Origin of the sequence: Streptomyces sp. NPDC048416 (assembly GCF_043200435.1) — a bacterium.
Lineage (GTDB): Bacteria > Actinomycetota > Actinomycetes > Streptomycetales > Streptomycetaceae > Streptomyces.
Genome location: NZ_JBICXU010000010.1, coordinates 171,531 through 189,430 on the forward strand (window position 1 = coordinate 171,531; position 17,900 = coordinate 189,430).

Consider the following 17,900-nt stretch of genomic DNA (forward strand, 5'->3'; position numbering starts at 1 on the left):
CAGTTCTCCGCGCCCCTCAAAGCCGTTCCCGGCTGCGGACCGTGCCCGGTTGCTCGCGCAGTTCCCCGCGCCCCTCAAAGCCGTTCCCGGCTGCGGACCGTGCCCGGTTGCTCGCGCCGTTCCCCGCGCCCCTCAAAGCCGTCCCCGGCTGCGGACCGTGCCCGGTTGCTCGCGCCCCCGAAACCCGCCCTCGCCTGCGGACCGTGCCCAGTTGCTCGCGCAGTTCCCCGCGCCCCTGAAACCCACCCTCGTCCGCAGGAACGGGCCCCGCGCCCCTCCTCAAACCCACCCCCGCCCGCGGACCGTGCCCCGCGTCCCTCAAACCCACCCCCGCGTGCGGGACGTGGCCCGCGTGGGGGCGGGGGTGAAACCGGGTTGAAACCGGGTTGAATGCGAGGGGGCGCACGCTCTGGGGCATGACGACGAGCTCCGACATCGCAATCGCGGCCACCGGCCTGCGCAAGGCCTACGGCGACAAGACCGTCCTGGACGGCATCGACCTCGCCGTGCCGGCCGGCACGGTCTTCTCGCTCCTCGGGCCCAACGGCGCCGGCAAGACCACCGCCGTGCAGATCCTCTCCACGCTGATCTCCGCCGACGCCGGCGAACTGCGCGTCGCCGGACACGACCTGACGGCCGACCCCCAGGCCGTGCGCGCGGCGATCGGCGTCACCGGTCAGTTCTCGGCGGTCGACAACCTCATCACCGGCGAGGAGAACATGCTCCTCATGGCCGACCTGCACCACCTCCCCCGGCGCGAGGGCCGCAGGGTCGCCACCGGCCTGCTCGAACGCTTCGACCTGACCGAGGCGGCGAAGAAGCCCGCCTCGACCTACTCCGGCGGCATGCGCCGACGCCTCGACATCGCCATGACGCTGGTCGGCAGCCCGCGCGTCATCTTCCTCGACGAGCCGACCACCGGCCTCGACCCGCGCAGCCGGCACACCATGTGGACCATCATCCGCGGCCTCGTCGCCGGCGGCGTGACCGTCTTCCTCACCACGCAGTACCTCGACGAGGCCGACGAACTCGCCGACCGCATCGCCGTGTTGCACGGCGGGAAGCTCGTCGCGCAGGGCACGGCGAGCGAGCTCAAGCGGCTCGTGCCCGGCGGGCACGTCCGGCTCCGGTTCACCGACCCGCAGGCGTACGTGGACGCGGCCACCGGTCTGCGCGAGGCGACCCGCGACGACGAGTCGCTGTCGCTTCAGATCCCGAGCGGCGGCAGCCAGCGCGAGCTGCGCGCCATCCTCGACTGGCTGGACGCCGCCGCCATCGAGGCCGACGAGCTCACCGTGCACACTCCCGACCTCGACGACGTATTCTTCGCCCTCACCGCCCACCCCCTCACCGCCGCCACCCCGGCCGCCGCCGCCCCGAAGGAGAACGTCCGATGAGCTCGCTGTCCCTCGCCGTCCGCGACACCTCGACCATGCTGCGACGCAACCTGCTGCACGCCCGGCGCTACCCCTCACTCACCCTGAACCTGCTGCTCACGCCGATCATGCTGCTGCTGCTCTTCGTCTACATCTTCGGCGACGCCATGAGCATGGGCATCGGGGCGGGCGGGCCCGACCGGGCCAAGTACATCGCCTACATCGTGCCGGGCGTCCTGCTCATGACCGTCGGCTCCACCGTGGTCGGCACCGCGATCTCCGTCTCCAACGACATGACCGAGGGCATCGTCGCCCGCTTCCGCACCATGGCGATCCACCGCGGCTCGGTGATCGTCGGGCATGTCATCGGGAGCGTGCTCCAGTCGGTCCTCAGCGTGGTCCTGGTCGGCGCCGTCGGCGTGGCCATCGGCTTCCGCTCGACCGACGCCACCGTCCTCGAATGGTTCGCCGCCTTCGGACTGCTGGTGCTGTTCGCTCTGTCGCTCACCTGGATCGCCGTCGGCATGGGCCTGATCAGCCCGAACGCCGAGGCCGCAAGCAACAACGCGATGCCGCTGATCCTGCTGCCCCTGCTGTCCAGCGCGTTCGTGCCGCTGCACTCGATGCCCGGCTGGTTCCAGCCGATCGCCCAGTACCAGCCGTTCACCCCGGCCATCGAGACCCTGCGCGGGCTGCTGCTCGGCACGGAGATCGGCTCCAACGGATGGCTCGCCATCGCCTGGTCCGTGGGCCTCACGGTGCTCGGCTACTTCTGGTCGAAGGCCAAGTTCAACCGCGACCCCCAGCGCTGATGCCGCGCAGCTCCACCGCGGCGGCCGCCTCCAGCTCGCCGCGCCCCAGGGCGGCGTACTCCGACACCGCGTCGGCGTACGCCGCCCCGTCGGCGTCCTCGGCGGACCGCCGGGCCCGCGCGGCGGACATCGTCGGAAAGTCCCGGTGCACGCGCATCCGCTCGGCCAGTGCCAGCAGCCGTACGCCCGAACGCTCACCCCGGGCAAGCCCCGCGAGCCCGAGGGCCAGCAGCATCGTCCCGGACACCGGAAGCTCGGCGGGGCTGGCCTCATCGGGCGAACGGGACAGCAACTCCCGGGCCTGGGCCCGCAGTTCGGTCGCGAGGTCCGCCACCAGCTCCAGGCGCCCGTGCCGGGCGTGCGCGGCCACCGCCGTCGACTGGATTTGCAGCGCCCATGTGCCCACGAACGGGTCGTCGGGATACAGCGCGCCCGCGTCGCGCAACTGCGCCACCGCCTGCCGCCACAGCCCGAGCCCCACCTCGGTCAACCCTCTGAGCAGGGCTATCTCGGCCCGCGAGCCGAGCTCCGCGCTGAAGACCTGGGCCGGCTCGGGCGCCTGCTCAAGGGCCGCGAGCTCCAGCCAGCGCTCCGCCTCGTCGATCTCGCCCCGCTGGAGACAGGCCAGGACCAGCGCCCAGCGCACCCCGACCGCGTCGTACCAGCCGGCCGCGTCGGCCCAGTCACCGGTGCGTTCGAGTACGGCGAGCGAGGCCATCAGGTGCCGGTAGGCCTCCTCGCCCCGCTCCGTTTGCAGACACAGCTCGCTGATGCGGCCGTGGCCCAGCATCTCGGTGGCCGGATTGCCCAGCGCGGTCAGCGCGGTCAGCGCACGGCGGGCCGAGTCGAGGGCGCGGTCCACGTCGCGTTCGTACTCCCACACATAGCTGGCGAAGCACTCGGCGACGCCGGCGAGCAGCGCGTTCCGGGACGCGCACAGCTCCCGGAGCAGCGCGTAGTGCGGCGGGTGCACCTCGGGCAGCGCGCGCAGCACGGTGTCCAGGGCCCGCATCAGGGTGTCCGGCTCGGCGGGCGGCAGCCGGCGCAAAGTCACCAACTGGCGTACGGCGTGCGGCCCGTAGCCCATGAAGAGGCTGATCGTGCACACCACGGCGGCGCTGCGGGCGGGCTCGATGTCGTCGGGGCCGGGGCGAAAGTGCGAGAGCGGGCCCGCGGTGTCGGCGGCGAGTCCGGTCAGGCGGCTGTAGTTGGAGTCGGTGGCCCACAGCGAGGCGAGCACGGCGGTCAGGCCCGCGAGGGTGGGACCGTCGTCGCGGGCCAGTGCGTGGCGCAGCGCGAGGAAGAGGTTGTCCTGCTCGCTCCTGGTGAGCTCCCAGGACCGCAGCGAGTCGGGGCTGAACAGGGCGTCGTGGTGGGCCCGGCCGAAGCCGCGCGCCCAGCCGAGGAACCGGTCGGTGACCGCCTCGTCCTCCCCGGCCTCGGCGCGGCGGGCTGCGCTGAACTCCCGCACCGTCTCCAGCATGTGGAAGCGCACCCCGGACGGGGTGTCGGCGGCCTTGATCAGCGACTGGTCGGCGAGCTGTTCCAGCAGGAACAGCTTGTCGTCGCCGCGCAGGACGTGTTCCGCGGCGCTCTCGGTGAAGCCGCCGGGGAACACCGACAGGACGCGCAGCGCGGCCTGCCCCTCGGCTTCGAGCAGATTCCAGCTCCACTCGACGACGGCGCGCAGGGTGCGGTGGCGCTCGGGCACGTCGCGTCCGCCGCCGCGCAGCAGCGCGAACCGGTCGCCGAGCCGCCGGGCGATCTCGGGCACGGACAGGACCCGCACCCGGGCCGCGGCGAGTTCGACGGCGAGGGGCAGCCCGTCGAGCTGGCGGCACAGCTCCTGGACCGCCCGCTCGTCGAGCTCCGCGTCCGGCCGCGCGGCGCGGGCCCGCTGCGTGAACAGTTCGACCGTCGATACGAGGCCGAGCTCCGGCAGCGCGTACACGGACTCGGAGGTCAGCCCGAGCGGGGCCCGGCTCGTGGTGAGCACCCGCAGCTCCTTGGAGCGCGACACGAGGGCCCGCACCAGGTCGGCGGCGCCCCGGATGACGTGCTCGCAGTTGTCGAGGACGAGGAGCGCGGGGCCGGTCCCGAGCACGCCGACGATGCCGGCGAGCAGTCCGGCGGGGCCCGGCGTGCGTACGGCGCCGACGCCGAGCACCGAGGCGACCTCGGTGGCCACGTCGTCGTCGGCGGTGACACCGGCCAGCGGCACGAAGTGCACGACCCGCTGTTCGGCCTCGCGGCCCACCGCGTGGGCGAGCCGGGTCTTGCCGAGGCCGCCGGGGCCGACGACGGAGGCGACCCGCGCGGTGCGCAGCAGTGCGGTGACGGCGGTGACGTCGGCGTCCCGGCCGAGCAGCGGGTTGGGCTCGTGCAGTACGCCGTGCCGTACCAGCGGCGCCTCGCCGCGCAGCAACTCCTGGTGTATGGAGGCCAGTTCGGGTCCGGGGTCGGCGCCGAGGCGGTCCCGCAGGGCGCGCCGGTAGGTGTCGTAGCGGGTGAGCGCGGCGGCGGGTCCCGTCGTGGCCGCCTCGCAGCGCAGCAGCTCCGCAAGGACTTCCTCGTCTCGGGGCAGCTCGCGGGCGGTACGGGCCAGCGGCCGCAGCGCGTCGGCGTGCCGGCCGAGCCGGGCCAGTGCGAGCGCCCTCGACCGTTCCAGGGTGCGGTGGGCGGCGGACCGCGCGCGGCGCAGCGCCGCGACGGGGTCGTGCAGGTCCTCGCCGTCGCCGCTGTCCACGACGCCGTCCCACAGGGCGAGCCCGGCCTCCGCCTCGGCGAGCGCCCGCTCGTGCTCGCCGGCCCCGGCCCGCGCCTCGCTCGCCGCGGCGTGCAGCAGCAGCGCGGAGCTGTCGACCTGGTTGTCCGCGAGGGCGATGCGGTAGCCGGCGGGGGTGCTGGCGATGACGTCGGGGCCGAGCTGCGAGCGCACCCGCGAGACCAGCACCTGGACCGCCTTGCCGGGCCGCTCGGGCAGCTCCTCGCTCCACAGTCCCTCGACGAGCCGGCCGGTGCTGCACCCGGACTTCAGGTCCTCGGCGAGCAGTGCCAGGAGCCCGCGCAGCCGGGGCGCGGTCACCTCCTGGCCCCGGTAGGCGACGCGCGTCAGCAAGGTCAACTCGGTGGTCACCCGTGCAGAGTAGTCAGCGGACGGCCCCGCGCACCCCCGTGGCCAGAAATATCTGTCACCGCCACGAGAGAAATCGAAGCGACGCCCCGTAAGGATTTCTTACGCGACTGGCGGAGCGGAATTATTTACCGCGCCTCCACGGGGCACCGTGCTAGGGTCGATATCAGTTGCAGTTGTGGTTCCCAAAACTTCGGGCGACCGCGCCGGCCTCCGTGCCGACGGGTGCTCTTTTGTATGTCCCGGTCTTTTCATCTCCGGGCGGGGTAATCATCGCAGTGACGCGGGGTCCGCACGGTGTGGACTCCGGGAAATGCCCCGAAGGAGATTGTCATGAGCGCCGGTACCGTCAAGTGGTTCAACGCAGAAAAGGGCTTCGGCTTCATCGAGCAGGAGGGTGGCGGCCCGGACGTGTTCGCCCACTACTCGAACATCGCCGCCCAGGGCTTCCGTGAGCTCCAGGAAGGCCAGAAGGTCAACTTCGACATCGCGCAGGGCCAGAAGGGCCCGACGGCCGAGAACATCGTTCCCGCCTGACGCGTCGCGTACTTCGCAGCTGGGGCCCGCACCTTCGGGTGCGGGCCCCAGCTCGTTGCATTTCCGGGCCGGATTGCCGTACGCCATTCCGGTGGCGCGCCGCACCCGGCGAATTCGGCGCAATGCACGCCACGCTTTCGCCGGCATACGGCCCGCCCGACTTTCCCGCAATTCCCCATGCCGTTCGTTTTCCTGGGAATTCCTTCCTCCTGCTCCCTGTGAGGCATCATGCGCTGCGTCATCGCCCGCTTCCCGTTCGATCTGACCAAGAGCGGGGTGGTGGCCTCCATGAAGGGCATCAAGCCCGAGCCCATCACGGGTGAGTCCGTCCTCATCGGCCGCCGCCACTACCCGGTCAAGCAGGTCGGCGAGGTCGTCACCCGCCAGGACCGCCGCGACTTCAGCGCGCAGGAAGTGAGCCGGGCCATGACCCGCCTCGGCTTCACCTGCCAGGCACTCCCCGAGCCGGAGCCCGCCCTCACCCCGCTGGAGACGGCGTCCGCGCTGCTCGGCGTGTCGGCACTGGCGTAACACCGGGGGCGGCCACCGGCCGCCCGCACCGCACACCACCACGAGGGCCCGCCGACACACCGGCGCGGCCCTCGTCGCGCGTCACCCCTCATCGCACGCCACCCCTCGTCGCGCGCCACCCCGCTCGCGCCCGCCCACGCGGCGCCTCAGCCACGTCGTACGCGTACCGGCACCTCCGCGCCGTCCGCGCCGTCCGCGCCGTCCGCGCGGCGGTCGGCCCGCCCGATGGTGTTGAATTCTGCGGGGCCTCGGTGCCGTACGGCACCCTGGCCCCTCGACGCGTTGCACAAAGAGGTGACATGACAGCGGATAGCCCCCTTCCTGGCCGGCTGGACGACGACGACTACCCCGCTTACACGATGGGCCGGGCCGCCGAGCTCATCGGCGCGAGCCCGGGGTTCCTGCGGGCCCTGGGCGACGCCCGGCTGATCACTCCGCTGCGCTCGGAGGGCGGCCACCGGCGCTACTCCCGCTACCAGCTGCGCATCGCCGCGCGGGCCCGCGAACTCGTCGACCAGGGCACACCCGTCGAGGCGGCCTGCCGCATCGTCATCCTGGAGGACCAGCTGGAGGAAGCACAGCGACTCAACGCGGAGTACCGGTCGGCGGCGGCCGGCGACGACAGCACGCCCTCATCCGGCGCGTAGGTGAGCGCGCAGCCCGGTTGCGCACCTGACCCCGGCCGGCCGCCATGCCACCCGGCCACCCGGCCACCCGCAGACCGAACGAGCGTCGCACTGCCCGCACAGCCCCCTCGCCCGACCCCCGATTCCTCCCGCCCGACCGCACCGGGCAGGGAATGTCGGGTGGGCCCACCCTCGACGCTCCTAGCGTGGACGGCGTAAGGAAGGAAAGGGGGCCGGGGTGCTCAAGCGGCTCAACGAGGCCATGGACCACATCGAGGCTCACCTCGACAAGAGCATCGACGTGGCCGAACTCGCCCGCATCGCGACGACGTCGGAGTATCACCTGCGGCGGCTGTTCTCGGCGCTGGCCGGGATGCCGCTGTCGGAGTACGTACGGCGCAGGCGGCTGACCGTCGCGGGCGCCGACGTGCTCGCCGGGCAGCACACGCTGCTCGACGTCGCGGTGCGCTACGGCTACACCTCGGGCGAGGCCTTCGCGCGGGCGTTCCGAGCCATGCACGGCGTGGGCCCCGGGGAAGCCCGGCGAACCGGCGCGGCCCTGCGGTCCCAGCCCCGGATGTCCTTCCGCCTCGTCGTCGAAGGGAGCAGCAGCATGCGGTACAGGGTCGTGGAGAAGGGGGCGTTCCACCTGGTGGGCCGGAAGGCACGGGTGCCGCTCGTGCACCAGGGCGTGAACCCGGCGATCGCCGAGTTCGTCCGGGGCATCGCGCGGGACACGTCGCTCCGCATCCACCAGCTGTCCGACCAGGAGCCCGAGGGCATCGTCTCGGCCTGCGACGACCTGGACCCGAGCCGGGCGGAGGGCACCGAACTCGACTACTGGCACGCCGCGTTGGCGGGGACGGAGCCGCCCGACGACCTGGACGCCCTGCTGGTGCCCGCAGGCACGTGGGCGGTGTTCGAGAACACCGGGCCGTACCCGCAGGCCTTGCAGGAGCTGTGGCGGGACGTGTTCACGCAGTGGTTCCCGTCCAACCCGTACCGGAGCCGGCCGGGCCCGGAAATCCTGCGCACCCGGCCGGCAGCGGCCGGCGACACCACGGACGCGGCCCTGTGGATCCCGGTCGAGCGGGCCGCACCCAAGGGCACCTGAGCCGTACGCCGCCGGGCGTGCGCCGGGGCTGAAGCGCGGCAGGGTCAGCGGGTCGTGCTGAGGCGGCGTTTCGGTTTGGGGCCGGCCGCCTCGCTCCTCGCCCACAGTGAGCGGACGTGACCGAGGTGGCGGGTCATGCACTTCTCGGCGGCCCGGGCGTCGCCCGCCAGCATCAGGTCGAGGAGTTCGATGTGCTCCTCGGCGGAGGGGATCAGCTCGTCGCGCTGGTCGAGGGCGGTCAGACCGTACAGGCGGGAGCGCTTGCGCAGTTCGCCGACGGTCTCCACCAGGCGCTCGTTACCGGACAGGGCGAGCAGCGAGAGGTGGAAGCGGCGGTCCGCCTCCAGGTAGCCGATGAGGTCGTGGTCGCGGGCCGCGCGCACGATCTCCTCCGCCACCGGACGCAGCGCCTCCAGATCGGCGCGGTCCGCGGTACGGGTGATCCGGCCGATCATGGGGACCTCGATCAGGGCCCGGATCTCGGTGTACTGGTCGAGGTCGCGCTCGTTGACCTCGGTGACCCGGAACCCCTTGTTGCGGACCGGCTCCACCAGCCCCTCCCGGGCGAGGTCGAGCATGGCCTCGCGCACGGGCGTGGCGGAGATGCCGAAGTCCTCGGCGAGGCCCGGCGCCGAGTAGACCTGGCCGGGGCGCAACTCGCCGGAGATCAGCGCCGCCCGCAGCGCGTGGGCGACCTGGTCGCGCAGTCGCTCGGTGGTGGTGATGACCTTGCTCTGCTTCAGGTGTCCCATGCTGTTCCTCCGTACCGAGCGGGGAACCAGAGTACAATGTCACGTTGTTTTTCAGGATCGGCGGGTTCGTTCCGCTGCCCGGATCCGGTCACTTCTCGGCCCCCTCGGCCCCTTCGGCCCCCTCCGCACCCTCCGCACCCTCCGCACCCTCCTCACCCTCCGGCGTCGCGAGGGACGCCAGGGCCGCGAGCGGGACCGGTGTCGCCAACGGGCGCCGCTCGGCAGGGGGTTCGGCGCCGCCCGCGAGGCAGGACACCGCCGTGCCGCATGTCCGCCCCTGGCACCAGCCCATGCCGGCCCGGGTGAGCAGCTTCGCCGTACGGGCGTCGCGGGCGCCGTAGTCCTCCACGGCCTCCCGGACGCGGCCGGCCGTCACCTCTTCGCAGCGGCACACCTCGGTGTCGTCGGGCAGCCGGTCGAGCCGGCCCGGACCCGGCGCGTGCGCGGCCGCCATGGTGTCGGCGAAGGCGCGCAGCCGGGTGCGGCGGCTCCTCAACTGCCGCACGCGCCCACCGGGTCCGGGGTTCCTGCCGAGCCTGGCGGCGATCGCCAGCGCCGCCAACTCGCCCTCCACACACGCCAGTTGAGCGCCGCCCACTCCGCCCGGCTCGCCCGCCGCCCACAGTCCGCGCAGTGAGGTCTCCTGGCGGTGGTCGAGGGCGAGGGCGAGGGAGCCGTCGGGGGTGCGGCGGGTGGCGCAGCCGAGGGTGGTGGCCAGGTCGATCCCCGGGACCAGGCCGTGACCGACGGCCAGCGCGTCACAGGCGATGTCGCGGCCCGTGCCCGGCACGGGCCGCCAGTCCCGGTCGAGCCGTACGACGGTGACGGCCTCCACGCGCCCCTCCCCGTGCACCCGCGCCACCGCACTGCGGGTGCGCAGCGCCACCCGGTGGCGCACCAGCGCCGCGCCGTGCACCGCGGCCTCGACGAGCTTGTGCGGGTTGGCGGCGAGCGCGCCGGGGCGGCGGGCGTAACCGAGGTAGCCCGACGCCTCGATCACGGCCGGGACCTCGGCGCCTGCCGCGGCGAGCGAGGAGGCGACGGCCAGGAGCAGCGGCCCGCTCCCCGCGACGACCACGCGCCTGCCGGGCAGCACGAGCCCGGCCTTCAGCATGGCCTGGGCACCGCCCGCTCCGACGACGCCGGGCAACGTCCATCCCGGGAAGGGGAGTTGACGCTCGTACGCGCCCGTCGCGAGCAGCACGGCACGCGCCCGCACCCGTACCGGCTGCGTCCCCTCGCCGTCGGCCCCGGTGACGGCGTGCACGGTCCAGCGGGTGTCGTCGTGCCGCTCCACCGCCCAGACGTGGTGCTGCGCGAGATGCACGACCCCGCTCGCCGCAAGCCGCTCGCGCAACGCGACGAAGGCGTCCCAGTCATGGTGCAACGCCTCCGGCCGCCCGGCGTTGAGCCCGGCCGCGGGCTGCCGGTAGAACTGCCCACCGATCTGCTCGGCCAGGTCCAACAGAGCGACCCGAAGCCCGAGTTCGGCCGCCGTGACGGCCCCGGCGAGCCCAGCGGGCCCAGCACCGACGACAACAAGGTCATACTCCCCCACGCCCCTGGGCCCGGCCCCGGCCCCCAACCCCGCCAGGGGCGCGGGGCCCGCCTCCCCCAACCCCGCCAGGGGCGCGGGGCCCGCCTCCCCCAACCCCGCCAGGGGCACAGGCGCGGGCGCCCCCAACCCCGCCAGGGGCCCGGGGCCCGCCTCCCCCAACCCCGCCAGGGGCGCGGGATCCGTCTCGCCCGACCCCGCCAGAGGCACAGGCGCCCCCACCCCCAGCCCCGCCAGGGGCGCGGGGAACTGCGCGCCCAGCCCCGCACGATCCGCAGCCGACCCACAACCCGAACCGGCACCCCCCGCAAGGGCACCCGCAGGGGCACCCGCAGGAGCCACCCCCGACCCCTCACCCGAGCCCCCCGCAGGGGCCCCCGCACGCCCCACCCCCTCCTGTGTCGTGATCGCATCACCCGGCGCCGCAGCCACCAGGCACGCCCGCCGGTTGGGCACGCCGTTGACCGTGGCGAGGCAGTCGTAACACTGCCCGATGCCGCAGAACGCGCCCCGGGGCCCGCCCGCCTCGCGGGTCGTGCGCCAGGCCAGGATGCCCGCGCCCCACAACGCCGCGGCGACCGACTGACCGGGCAGCGCGGACACCGGGCGGCCGTCGACCGTGATCTCGAACTCCGGTCCGGGGCGCGCCCCGGCCAGCTCCCTGGGCTCTCGGGCCATCGTGGCTCTCCTTTCGTCGGGGCGGGCTGGTCACACTGAACGCCGGGCCAGGCCTGTCAAGTACGGGCGAAAGCGGCCGAGTTGGGGGCAGCGCCCACTACTGACACCGACACCAGCACCGGAGCCGGCACCCGCACCACACTCACACCACCCACCCCGCGTGAACCTCACGCATGGGCATCGCCCCCCACCTCCAACTCCGCCCCCTCGAACCGCCCCGGCGCAAACGCCCCCGTATCCAACGGAGGCCGCTCCCCCGTCAGGCATGCCGCGATGATGCGGCCGGTCGCGGGCGCGAGGCCGATGCCCGCGCCTTCGTGGCCGCACGCGTGGAGCAGGCCCGGCACCCTCGGGTCCGCTCCGATCGCGGGAAGGTGGTCCGGCAGATAGGGGCGGAAGCCCGCGTACGTCCGCAGGATCCGGACCTGCGCCAGGACGGGGAAGAGGCCCGCGGCGCCGGCCGCGAGGCGGCTCACCGCCTCGATGGACAAGGTGCGGTCGAAGCCGACGCGCTCGCGGCTCGCCCCGATCAGGACCGGCCCGGCCGGGGTGCCCTCGACGACCGGGGAGGTCTGGAGAGCGGCCGAGCCGCTGGCCACGTCGGCGACGTAGTCCGCCGCGTACACCTTGTGCCGCACCACGCGTGGCAGCGGTTCGGTGACGAGGACGAAGCCGCGCCGGGGCAGCACGGGCAGGAACACCCCGGCCAGGCGGGCCAGTTCACCGCCCCAGGTGCCGGCCGCGTTGACCACGTGCGGCGCGTGCAGCACCCCGTTGGCGGTCCGTACGCCGCGCACCGCGCCGCCGGGCCCGGTGAGCAGGCCGGTGACCTCCTGGCCGAGCCGGACCTCGGCGCCGGATGCGCGCAGCAGGTGGGCGGCGGCGAGGGCGGGCATGACCTGGGCGTCCTCGGGATAATGGAAGCCTCCTGCGAGACCCGGCGCCAGGTGTGGCTCCAGGTCGTGCAGCCGGTCGCCCGCGACCTCGTGCGTGGTGACGCCCGCCTTGTCCTGGGCCGCCGCGAACGTACGCAGCGCGGCCATCCCCGCCGCGTCACGGGCAACGACGAGACCGCCCTTGGGCTCGTACTCGATGCGCGGCGGCAGCAGCTCGGCCAGCTCCTGCCACAACTGGGTGGACAGCAGGGCCAGTTCGAGCTCGGGGCCGGGTTCCTTGTCGGACACCAGGAGGTTGCCCTCCCCGGCCCCCGTGGTTCCGCCGGCCACCGGGCCCCGGTCGAGCACGGTGACCCGCAGACCGGCGCGGGCCGCGTAGTAGGCGCAGGCGGCCCCCACGACCCCCGCACCCACCACGATGACGTCCGCGGTGCTTCTCATGGATCTCATGGACACCTCAGTAATATTTCACATGGCACTGTTCCTGCCAAGGGGGTGCCCCACGCGAAGGAGCCGCCACCCCACGGCCGGGGTGACGGCTCCGCCGTACGTCCGTACTCAGATGGTCCGACGTTTCACGGCGTCCAGGAAGACACCCCAGATGCCGCCGGGGATCACGAGCGCCGGACCGGCGGGGAACTTCGAGTCCCGCACGGGCATCGCGCCGGTGACGCCATGGGCGACCTCGACGCAGTTGCCGGAGCCGTCGCTGCTGTACGAGGATTTGCGCCAGGCGCTTTCAGAAGCCAGTTCATACGCGGTGCTGGGCATCACGGTTCAGCCTCTCGGGGTGAAGGTTCAAACGGTGGTGTTCTTCGCGAAGTCGATGAACGCGTGGAACGCGGTGGTGGAAACCTGGAAGGCGGGGCCGGCGGACTGCTTGGAGTCACGTACCGCGACGGTGGCGGTGAGCTCGGCGACTTCGACGCAGTTGCCAGAGCCGTCGTTGCTGTACGAGGACTTGCGCCAGGCCCTCTCGGGGGCCAGGGCGTACGCGGTGAGGGCAGGGACGGTGCGATGAGGCTTCATTGCTCAACCTCCCGGACTAGTCGTTGCACAAGCGCTGTGGTGTGTTCCGGCGGGAGTCCCCAGGCGGTCCGGACCTGGGAGGTCACGCGATCGCCCAGCTCGCCACCCCTTGGGGGAACATCCGCATCGAGATTCTCCCCATGGAGGCGTGCATCATCCAGTCCCCGCACGACTTCATCGTTCTCAACCCGGGCCACACTCTGCCCACCACCGTCCAGCCGGCCCGGGTGTCAGCCATCTCGACGTGGCACCCATCGTTCGTTCTCACCGAGCCGCACACCACAGAGCCGCCACCTCAAATGTAGGGGTGGCGGCTCCGCCGTACGTCCGTACTCAGATGGCGCGGTGCTTCACGGCGTCCAGGAAGACACCCCAGATACTGTCCGGGATCACCAGCGCCGGACCGGCGGGGAACTTCGAGTCCCGCACGGGCGCCGCGCCGGTGACGCCGTGGGCGACCTCGACGCAGTTTCCGCCGTCGCCGCTGTACGTCGATTTGGTCCAAGCGCTTTCGGGGACCAGTTCATACACGGTGCTGGGCATCATGGGTCAGCCTCTCGGAGTGGAGGTTCAAACGGTGGCGTTCTTCGCGAAGGCGAGGAACGCGCTGAACGCGGAGGTGGAAACCTGGAAGGCGGGGCTGGTCGGCTGCTTTGAGTCACGTACCGCGATGGTGGCGGTGAGTTCGGCGATCTCGACGCAGTTCTGGTCGGGGGAGCTGTACGAGGACTTGCGCCAGGCCTTCTCCGGGGCCAGGGCGTACGCGGTGAGGGCGGGGGCGGTGTGCTGAGGCATCATTGCTCAATCTCTCGGGCTAGTCGTTGCATGAGTGCCGGGGTGTGTTCCGGCGGGAGTGCCGAGGCGGTCATGGCCTGGAAGATCTCCATGAACCGGGTGATCTCGGATGGCTTGTCCGACATGGAGAGGGCGCCCCACGCGGTGTCGGTCTGGACAGTGGCGGGCAGAGTGTGGCCCAGGTCGAGAACGGTGAAGTCGTAGGGAAACTGGATGGCCCACGCCTTCATGGGGAGAATTTGGATGCGGATGTTCTCCAGGGCGGCCAGCCGGCCGATCTCGTCGTACTGGCCGTGCATCACTTCGATGCTGCCCACGGGCCGCAACAGTGCCGATTCGCGGATGACCACCCAAGCACGGACGGGATCGTCCGGCCGCAGAATCGACTCCTCTTTGCGTCGCGTCCGCAGCTTCACGTGCGTGTCGATGTAGCTCGTGGTCCGGCCGTCTATGGTGCGGACCTCCTCGAACAGGCCGCGGGCGTAGTCCTCGGTCTGGAGGATGCCGGGTACGAGTACGGGGTGGTACATGCGCAGCGCGCGTGCCTCGCCCTCGATCCCGGCGAACGCCTGCATCGGAGCGTTGAGGCTGCTGCGGAACTGGGTGAGCCAGTCCTGGCTCGACGCGTCCTTGTGGAGGTCGACCAGTTCCTCAACGACGTCCATGGACGCGCCGTAGCCGTCCGCGAGCTTGCGCAGATCCGCGACGTACCGAAACGTCGCTCGCCCCTTCTCGATCCGCTGGAGCTTGGTTTCGCTGAGGCTGCGCATCCCTACGACGGCTTCGGCGAGTGTGAGGGCGGAGGCCTCGCGCAGGACGCGTAGCCGCAGACCAAGCTCGATCTTTCGGGCGGTTACACCCACAGGCTTTGCCACGGTCGCGCCTTCCCGTGTCGAGAGTTGGCCTTCTGAAGTGCAGAACTCATCTTCTCGTCCCTCAATTGCACAGTCTGGCACCGCGAGTTGGGTATCCGGTAGGGCGGTTGCAGGTCCGGGCATATACCAATGCGGATTCACCGCCGGTTCGTTGCGGTTTCGCTTGCCCGCGAACTGTCCCACGGTGGACCGTGGTTGAGCGCGGCCGTCCCGCATCCGGGCACGGCAAACGGCGGGGCCGCGCACGTTCCGCACCCCAAACAAGAGCAGGCCCTCACGGGGGCGCGGGACGTCCGGCCCGGATCCCGATGGGCCTGCCAACCCCGAAGGGACGACGGCATGAGCAACAAATACGTGGTTGACGTGGACACCGGCCGGGTCGGCCAGGTCGTGGCGGAGTACGAGGGGTCGGTGTTCCTGCGGCCGCCCGGCGGTGGGCGGCAGTGGGCCGTCGCCCCGCACCGTCTGCGGCCGCCGACCGGCACCGAGCTCCGGGTCGCGCGCGTCTACGGCACTCCGGTAGTGACGCGCTGATGTGGGCGGTGCAGCCGTTCCTGCCGCGACGGGAACCCTCGGAGCACCACGGTTGCGCCGTGTGCCGCGATTGGGGGGAGCGGCGGGCCGAGGCGCGCGAGCGAGGCGACCAGGACGCCCTGGACGAGGCGAACACGACGATCGCCGCGCACCCGCGTCCGCACCCGCACCCGCACCCGCACCCGCACCCGCACCCGCACCCGCACCAACCCTGACCTCGACCCGCCCCAATCCGACCCGACCCGCCCCGAACCCATCTGACCCGACCCGATCCGAAAGGGGCGCCCAAGTGGAGTGCTCGCAAGGGGTGAGCCTGCCGGAGGACGAGCAGCGCAGGGCGCTGTCCTACCCGGGGGGCGAGGACGGTGACGTTCCGGCCTACGTCACCTGCGAGTTGGACCCGCACCTCTACGGCGAGCACGTGGCCCACCTACGCCATCTCGTACCGACCGAGGGCGTCCCGGACGAGCTGTGGCTGGTGTGGGGCGGCGCGGCCGGCATGGGACTGCGCCGCCTGCCCGCCTGCGAGCAGACCGGCCCCTCGGCGGACGTCTCATGCTGGCTGCCCGTGCGGCATCGGGGCGGCCATGTCTGGGAGCGCTACGAGTAAGTAACCCTCCATGAGCCCGCGCGGTGCTCGTCACAGGTGACCGCGCGGGGCAGCGGGGCCCGGACGCTGATGAGGTCGGTCGACCGGGCCCCCTGCCCGAAACCGCTGCACCAACGTGCCCAAGACGCACGGGAGTTGGCGCTGCGGGCGCCCCCAATCCAACACCCCCGTACGGCCAAGGACGGATAAAAGAGTCCCCGACACCTTGTCAGTGCAATTTCACATTACTATGTTACTGGTCACATTCCAGCCGCCCAGGCTGCCCGCACCGTCCACGGAGTGACCACAGATGAACAAGCAGACCCGCATCGCCCTCGCCGCCGCCGTGGCGGCGACCCTCACCCTCGGCGCGGTCGGCTGTTCGGGGGAGAAGCACGCGAGCTCCGGCAGGCCGGGCGGCAAGAACCCCGCCGTCGCCAACGTGGGCAAGATCGTCGGCGGCACCCCCGTGAAGGGCGGCACCCTGACCGTCCTGTCCAACCAGGACTTCACCCACCTCGACCCGGCCCGCAACTGGGTCATGAACGACATGGACTTCGGCACCCGGCTGCTCTACCGCACTCTGGTGACCTACAAGGCGTCCCCCGGCACCGGCGGCAGCGAGCTGGTGCCCGACCTCGCCACCGACCTCGGCACCTCCTCCAACGGGGCCCGCACCTGGACCTTCCACCTCAAGCAGGGCGTCACCTACGAGGACGGCACGCCGGTCACCGCGCAGGACGTCAAGTACAACGTGGAGCGCTCCTTCTCGCCCGACCTGCCCGGCGGCGCCGACTACGCGGCGCGCTACCTCACCGGCGCCGAGGGCTACCAGGGCCCGGCCCAGGGCAAGCACCTCGACTCCATCAAGACCCCCGACGACCACACGATCGTCTTCGAGCTGCGCAAGCCCTTCGCCGAGTTCCCCAGCGCCACCGTCATGCCGACGTTCGCGCCGGTGCCCAAGGCGCAGGACACCGGGCCCAAGTACGACAACAGACCGTTCTCGTCGGGCCCGTACAAGGTCGAGTCCTACCAGCGCAACAAGCAGCTGGTCCTGGTCCGCAACACCCACTGGGACGCCGCGACCGACCCGGTGCGCAAGGCCTACCCGGACCGCATCGTCGTGACGATGGGGCTGAAGGCGACCCAGATCGACGACCGGATGATCGCGAGCCAGGGTGCGGACGCCTCCGCCGTCTCCTGGGGGGCGCTGCGCCCCGAGAGCGCGCCGAAGGTGCTGCCGGACGCGGAGGTGCGCTCACGGCTCCTCGCGGAGTCCACCAACTGCACCGACATGGTGCAGATGCACACCGGGCGCGCCCCGTTCACCGACGTCAGGGTGCGCCAGGCCATGATGTACGCGCTCGACAAGGACGCGGTGCTCACCTCGTCGGGCGGCCCCGCGTTCAACGACCTGTCCACCGCCTACATGCCGGCCACCCTCTTCGGCGGCAAGCAGCCCGACACCCTCAGGATCCCGGCCACCGGCGATGTCGCCAAGGCCAAGGAACTCCTGAAGGAGGCGGGCAAGCCGGGCGGGTTCGAGACGAAGATGACCGTCTCCACCGGCGACAAGGGCCGCGCCGAGGCGATCCAGGAGTCGCTGGCCAAGGCCGGCATCAAGGTCACCATCGAGACCGTCGACCCGTCCGCGTTCTACGCCACCATCGGCGACGTCAAGAACCGCACGGACCTCGTGTACTCGGGCTGGTGCCCCGACTACCCCTCCGGCTCCACGTTCCTGCCGTTCGTCTTCGACGGGCGCTACATCAAGGACAAGGGCAACTCCGGCAACCACTCGATCTTCCGCGACGACGCGACGATGAAGCGGATGGACGAGATAGCGGCGATGACCGACGCCAAGGCCGCCGACCTCGCCTGGCAGCAGCTCGACGGCGACATCCTCGCCAAGGCGCCCGCCATCCCCGTCCTGGTGCGGCGCTGGCCGCTGGTGATCGGCAAGAACATCGCGGGTGCCTACGGCCAGACGTCGTTCGGGGGCCAGCTCGACTACGCCACCATCGGGCTCAAGAACCCGTCCACGAGCGGGAACTGAGGACGGCCC

At 72.0% G+C, this 17,900-nt stretch carries 19 protein-coding genes and 1 pseudogene; 9 read left to right on the forward strand and 11 right to left on the reverse strand.

Annotated elements, in window-relative coordinates:
• The first annotated feature begins 416 nt into the window (after positions 1-416).
• Both ACGFW5_RS15915 and ACGFW5_RS15920 read left to right on the forward strand, forming a co-directional pair.
• Complete coding sequence (locus ACGFW5_RS15915) at positions 417-1,397, forward strand: ATP-binding cassette domain-containing protein (protein ID WP_393834811.1); 981 nt, start codon at positions 417-419, stop codon at positions 1,395-1,397.
• Positions 1,394-2,188, forward strand: a complete 795-nt coding sequence (locus ACGFW5_RS15920; protein WP_393834812.1) for an ABC transporter permease — start codon at positions 1,394-1,396, stop codon at positions 2,186-2,188. The genes ACGFW5_RS15915 and ACGFW5_RS15920 overlap by 4 nt, the downstream gene beginning before the upstream one ends.
• On the opposite strand, the gene ACGFW5_RS15925 is transcribed toward ACGFW5_RS15920, so the two are convergent.
• The gene (locus ACGFW5_RS15925) at positions 2,166-5,324 is read right to left on the reverse strand and encodes an ATP-binding protein (protein ID WP_393834813.1); all 3,159 of its coding nucleotides are present in this window, start codon (positions 5,322-5,324) and stop codon (positions 2,166-2,168) included. The genes ACGFW5_RS15920 and ACGFW5_RS15925 overlap by 23 nt on opposite strands.
• 330 nt (positions 5,325-5,654) lie before the next feature.
• Between ACGFW5_RS15925 and ACGFW5_RS15930 the strand changes: the two genes are divergently transcribed.
• The 4 genes from ACGFW5_RS15930 to ACGFW5_RS15945 all read left to right on the forward strand — a co-directional run bounded on the left by ACGFW5_RS15930 (position 5,655) and on the right by ACGFW5_RS15945 (position 8,129).
• Entirely contained in the window at positions 5,655-5,858 is a 204-nt protein-coding gene (locus tag ACGFW5_RS15930; protein WP_393834814.1) for a cold-shock protein, read from the forward strand.
• 228 nt (positions 5,859-6,086) lie between these two features.
• Complete coding sequence (locus tag ACGFW5_RS15935) at positions 6,087-6,389, forward strand: SCO5918 family protein (RefSeq protein ID WP_393834815.1); 303 nt, start codon at positions 6,087-6,089, stop codon at positions 6,387-6,389.
• 299 nt (positions 6,390-6,688) lie between these two features.
• Positions 6,689-7,036, forward strand: a complete 348-nt coding sequence (locus ACGFW5_RS15940; protein WP_393834816.1) for a MerR family transcriptional regulator — start codon at positions 6,689-6,691, stop codon at positions 7,034-7,036.
• Positions 7,037-7,253: 217 nt separating this feature from the next.
• Positions 7,254-8,129 carry a helix-turn-helix domain-containing protein gene (locus ACGFW5_RS15945; protein ID WP_393834817.1) on the forward strand — a complete coding sequence of 292 codons (876 nt, stop codon included), beginning with the start codon at positions 7,254-7,256 and terminating at the stop codon, positions 8,127-8,129.
• Positions 8,130-8,173: 44 nt separating this feature from the next.
• On the opposite strand, the gene ACGFW5_RS15950 is transcribed toward ACGFW5_RS15945, so the two are convergent.
• The 10 genes and pseudogenes from ACGFW5_RS15950 to ACGFW5_RS15995 all read right to left on the reverse strand — a co-directional run bounded on the left by ACGFW5_RS15950 (position 8,174) and on the right by ACGFW5_RS15995 (position 14,709).
• Positions 8,174-8,881: a GntR family transcriptional regulator gene (locus ACGFW5_RS15950; RefSeq protein ID WP_393834818.1), complete on the reverse strand. Its 708-nt coding sequence runs from the start codon at positions 8,879-8,881 to the stop codon at positions 8,174-8,176.
• Positions 8,882-8,969: 88 nt separating this feature from the next.
• Positions 8,970-10,439, reverse strand: coding sequence for an FAD-dependent oxidoreductase (locus ACGFW5_RS15955; protein ID WP_393834885.1), 1,470 nt, complete (start codon positions 10,437-10,439; stop codon positions 8,970-8,972).
• A 402-nt stretch (positions 10,440-10,841) separates the two neighbouring features.
• Positions 10,842-11,114 (reverse strand): annotated as a pseudogene (locus ACGFW5_RS15960) ((2Fe-2S)-binding protein); the annotation flags it as partial.
• A gap of 167 nt (positions 11,115-11,281) precedes the next feature.
• On the reverse strand, positions 11,282-12,451 hold the full coding sequence (locus ACGFW5_RS15965; RefSeq protein WP_393834819.1) for an NAD(P)/FAD-dependent oxidoreductase: 1,170 nt from the start codon (positions 12,449-12,451) through the stop codon (positions 11,282-11,284).
• Between the two features lie 117 nt (positions 12,452-12,568).
• Positions 12,569-12,781, reverse strand: a complete 213-nt coding sequence (locus ACGFW5_RS15970; protein WP_393834820.1) for a DUF397 domain-containing protein — start codon at positions 12,779-12,781, stop codon at positions 12,569-12,571.
• A 27-nt stretch (positions 12,782-12,808) separates the two neighbouring features.
• Positions 12,809-13,039 (reverse strand): DUF397 domain-containing protein, encoded by a 231-nt coding sequence (locus ACGFW5_RS15975; RefSeq protein ID WP_393834821.1) that lies wholly within the window; start codon positions 13,037-13,039, stop codon positions 12,809-12,811.
• A gap of 82 nt (positions 13,040-13,121) precedes the next feature.
• A complete protein-coding gene (locus ACGFW5_RS15980; RefSeq protein WP_393834822.1) occupies positions 13,122-13,277 on the reverse strand; it encodes a hypothetical protein in 156 nt (51 codons plus the stop codon).
• A 95-nt stretch (positions 13,278-13,372) separates the two neighbouring features.
• Positions 13,373-13,585 carry a DUF397 domain-containing protein gene (locus ACGFW5_RS15985; protein ID WP_393834823.1) on the reverse strand — a complete coding sequence of 71 codons (213 nt, stop codon included), beginning with the start codon at positions 13,583-13,585 and terminating at the stop codon, positions 13,373-13,375.
• A gap of 24 nt (positions 13,586-13,609) precedes the next feature.
• Positions 13,610-13,834, reverse strand: coding sequence for a DUF397 domain-containing protein (locus ACGFW5_RS15990; RefSeq protein ID WP_393834824.1), 225 nt, complete (start codon positions 13,832-13,834; stop codon positions 13,610-13,612).
• Positions 13,834-14,709 (reverse strand): helix-turn-helix domain-containing protein, encoded by an 876-nt coding sequence (locus ACGFW5_RS15995; RefSeq protein WP_393834825.1) that lies wholly within the window; start codon positions 14,707-14,709, stop codon positions 13,834-13,836. Before ACGFW5_RS15995 ends, ACGFW5_RS15990 begins: the two co-directional genes overlap by 1 nt.
• A 339-nt stretch (positions 14,710-15,048) precedes the next feature.
• Between ACGFW5_RS15995 and ACGFW5_RS16000 the strand changes: the two genes are divergently transcribed.
• From ACGFW5_RS16000 to ACGFW5_RS16010, 3 genes are all read left to right on the forward strand, one after another.
• Entirely contained in the window at positions 15,049-15,243 is a 195-nt protein-coding gene (locus ACGFW5_RS16000) for a hypothetical protein (protein WP_393834826.1), read from the forward strand.
• 307 nt (positions 15,244-15,550) lie between these two features.
• Positions 15,551-15,853 carry a hypothetical protein gene (locus ACGFW5_RS16005; protein WP_393834827.1) on the forward strand — a complete coding sequence of 101 codons (303 nt, stop codon included), beginning with the start codon at positions 15,551-15,553 and terminating at the stop codon, positions 15,851-15,853.
• A gap of 289 nt (positions 15,854-16,142) precedes the next feature.
• Positions 16,143-17,891: an ABC transporter substrate-binding protein gene (locus ACGFW5_RS16010; protein WP_393834828.1), complete on the forward strand. Its 1,749-nt coding sequence runs from the start codon at positions 16,143-16,145 to the stop codon at positions 17,889-17,891.
• Positions 17,892-17,900 lie beyond the last annotated feature (9 nt).

What these genes read in the sequence shown, in the direction of transcription:
- ACGFW5_RS16010 (WP_393834828.1), top strand. Translation starts at nt 16,143, where the DNA reads ATGAACAAGCAGACCCGCATCGCCCTCGCCGCCGCCGTGGCGGCGACC.
- ACGFW5_RS15915 (WP_393834811.1), top strand. Translation starts at nt 417, where the DNA reads ATGACGACGAGCTCCGACATCGCAATCGCGGCCACCGGCCTGCGCAAG.
- ACGFW5_RS15930 (WP_393834814.1), top strand. Translation starts at nt 5,655, where the DNA reads ATGAGCGCCGGTACCGTCAAGTGGTTCAACGCAGAAAAGGGCTTCGGC.
- ACGFW5_RS15990 (WP_393834824.1), bottom strand. Translation starts at nt 13,834, where the DNA reads ATGCCTCAGCACACCGCCCCCGCCCTCACCGCGTACGCCCTGGCCCCG.
- ACGFW5_RS15980 (WP_393834822.1), bottom strand. Translation starts at nt 13,277, where the DNA reads ATGGCTGACACCCGGGCCGGCTGGACGGTGGTGGGCAGAGTGTGGCCC.
- ACGFW5_RS15920 (WP_393834812.1), top strand. Translation starts at nt 1,394, where the DNA reads ATGAGCTCGCTGTCCCTCGCCGTCCGCGACACCTCGACCATGCTGCGA.
- ACGFW5_RS15985 (WP_393834823.1), bottom strand. Translation starts at nt 13,585, where the DNA reads ATGATGCCCAGCACCGTGTATGAACTGGTCCCCGAAAGCGCTTGGACC.
- ACGFW5_RS15975 (WP_393834821.1), bottom strand. Translation starts at nt 13,039, where the DNA reads ATGAAGCCTCATCGCACCGTCCCTGCCCTCACCGCGTACGCCCTGGCC.
- ACGFW5_RS15965 (WP_393834819.1), bottom strand. Translation starts at nt 12,451, where the DNA reads ATGAGAAGCACCGCGGACGTCATCGTGGTGGGTGCGGGGGTCGTGGGG.
- ACGFW5_RS16000 (WP_393834826.1), top strand. Translation starts at nt 15,049, where the DNA reads ATGAGCAACAAATACGTGGTTGACGTGGACACCGGCCGGGTCGGCCAG.
- ACGFW5_RS15970 (WP_393834820.1), bottom strand. Translation starts at nt 12,781, where the DNA reads ATGCCCAGCACCGCGTATGAACTGGCTTCTGAAAGCGCCTGGCGCAAA.
- ACGFW5_RS15940 (WP_393834816.1), top strand. Translation starts at nt 6,689, where the DNA reads ATGACAGCGGATAGCCCCCTTCCTGGCCGGCTGGACGACGACGACTAC.
- ACGFW5_RS15935 (WP_393834815.1), top strand. Translation starts at nt 6,087, where the DNA reads ATGCGCTGCGTCATCGCCCGCTTCCCGTTCGATCTGACCAAGAGCGGG.
- ACGFW5_RS15950 (WP_393834818.1), bottom strand. Translation starts at nt 8,881, where the DNA reads ATGGGACACCTGAAGCAGAGCAAGGTCATCACCACCACCGAGCGACTG.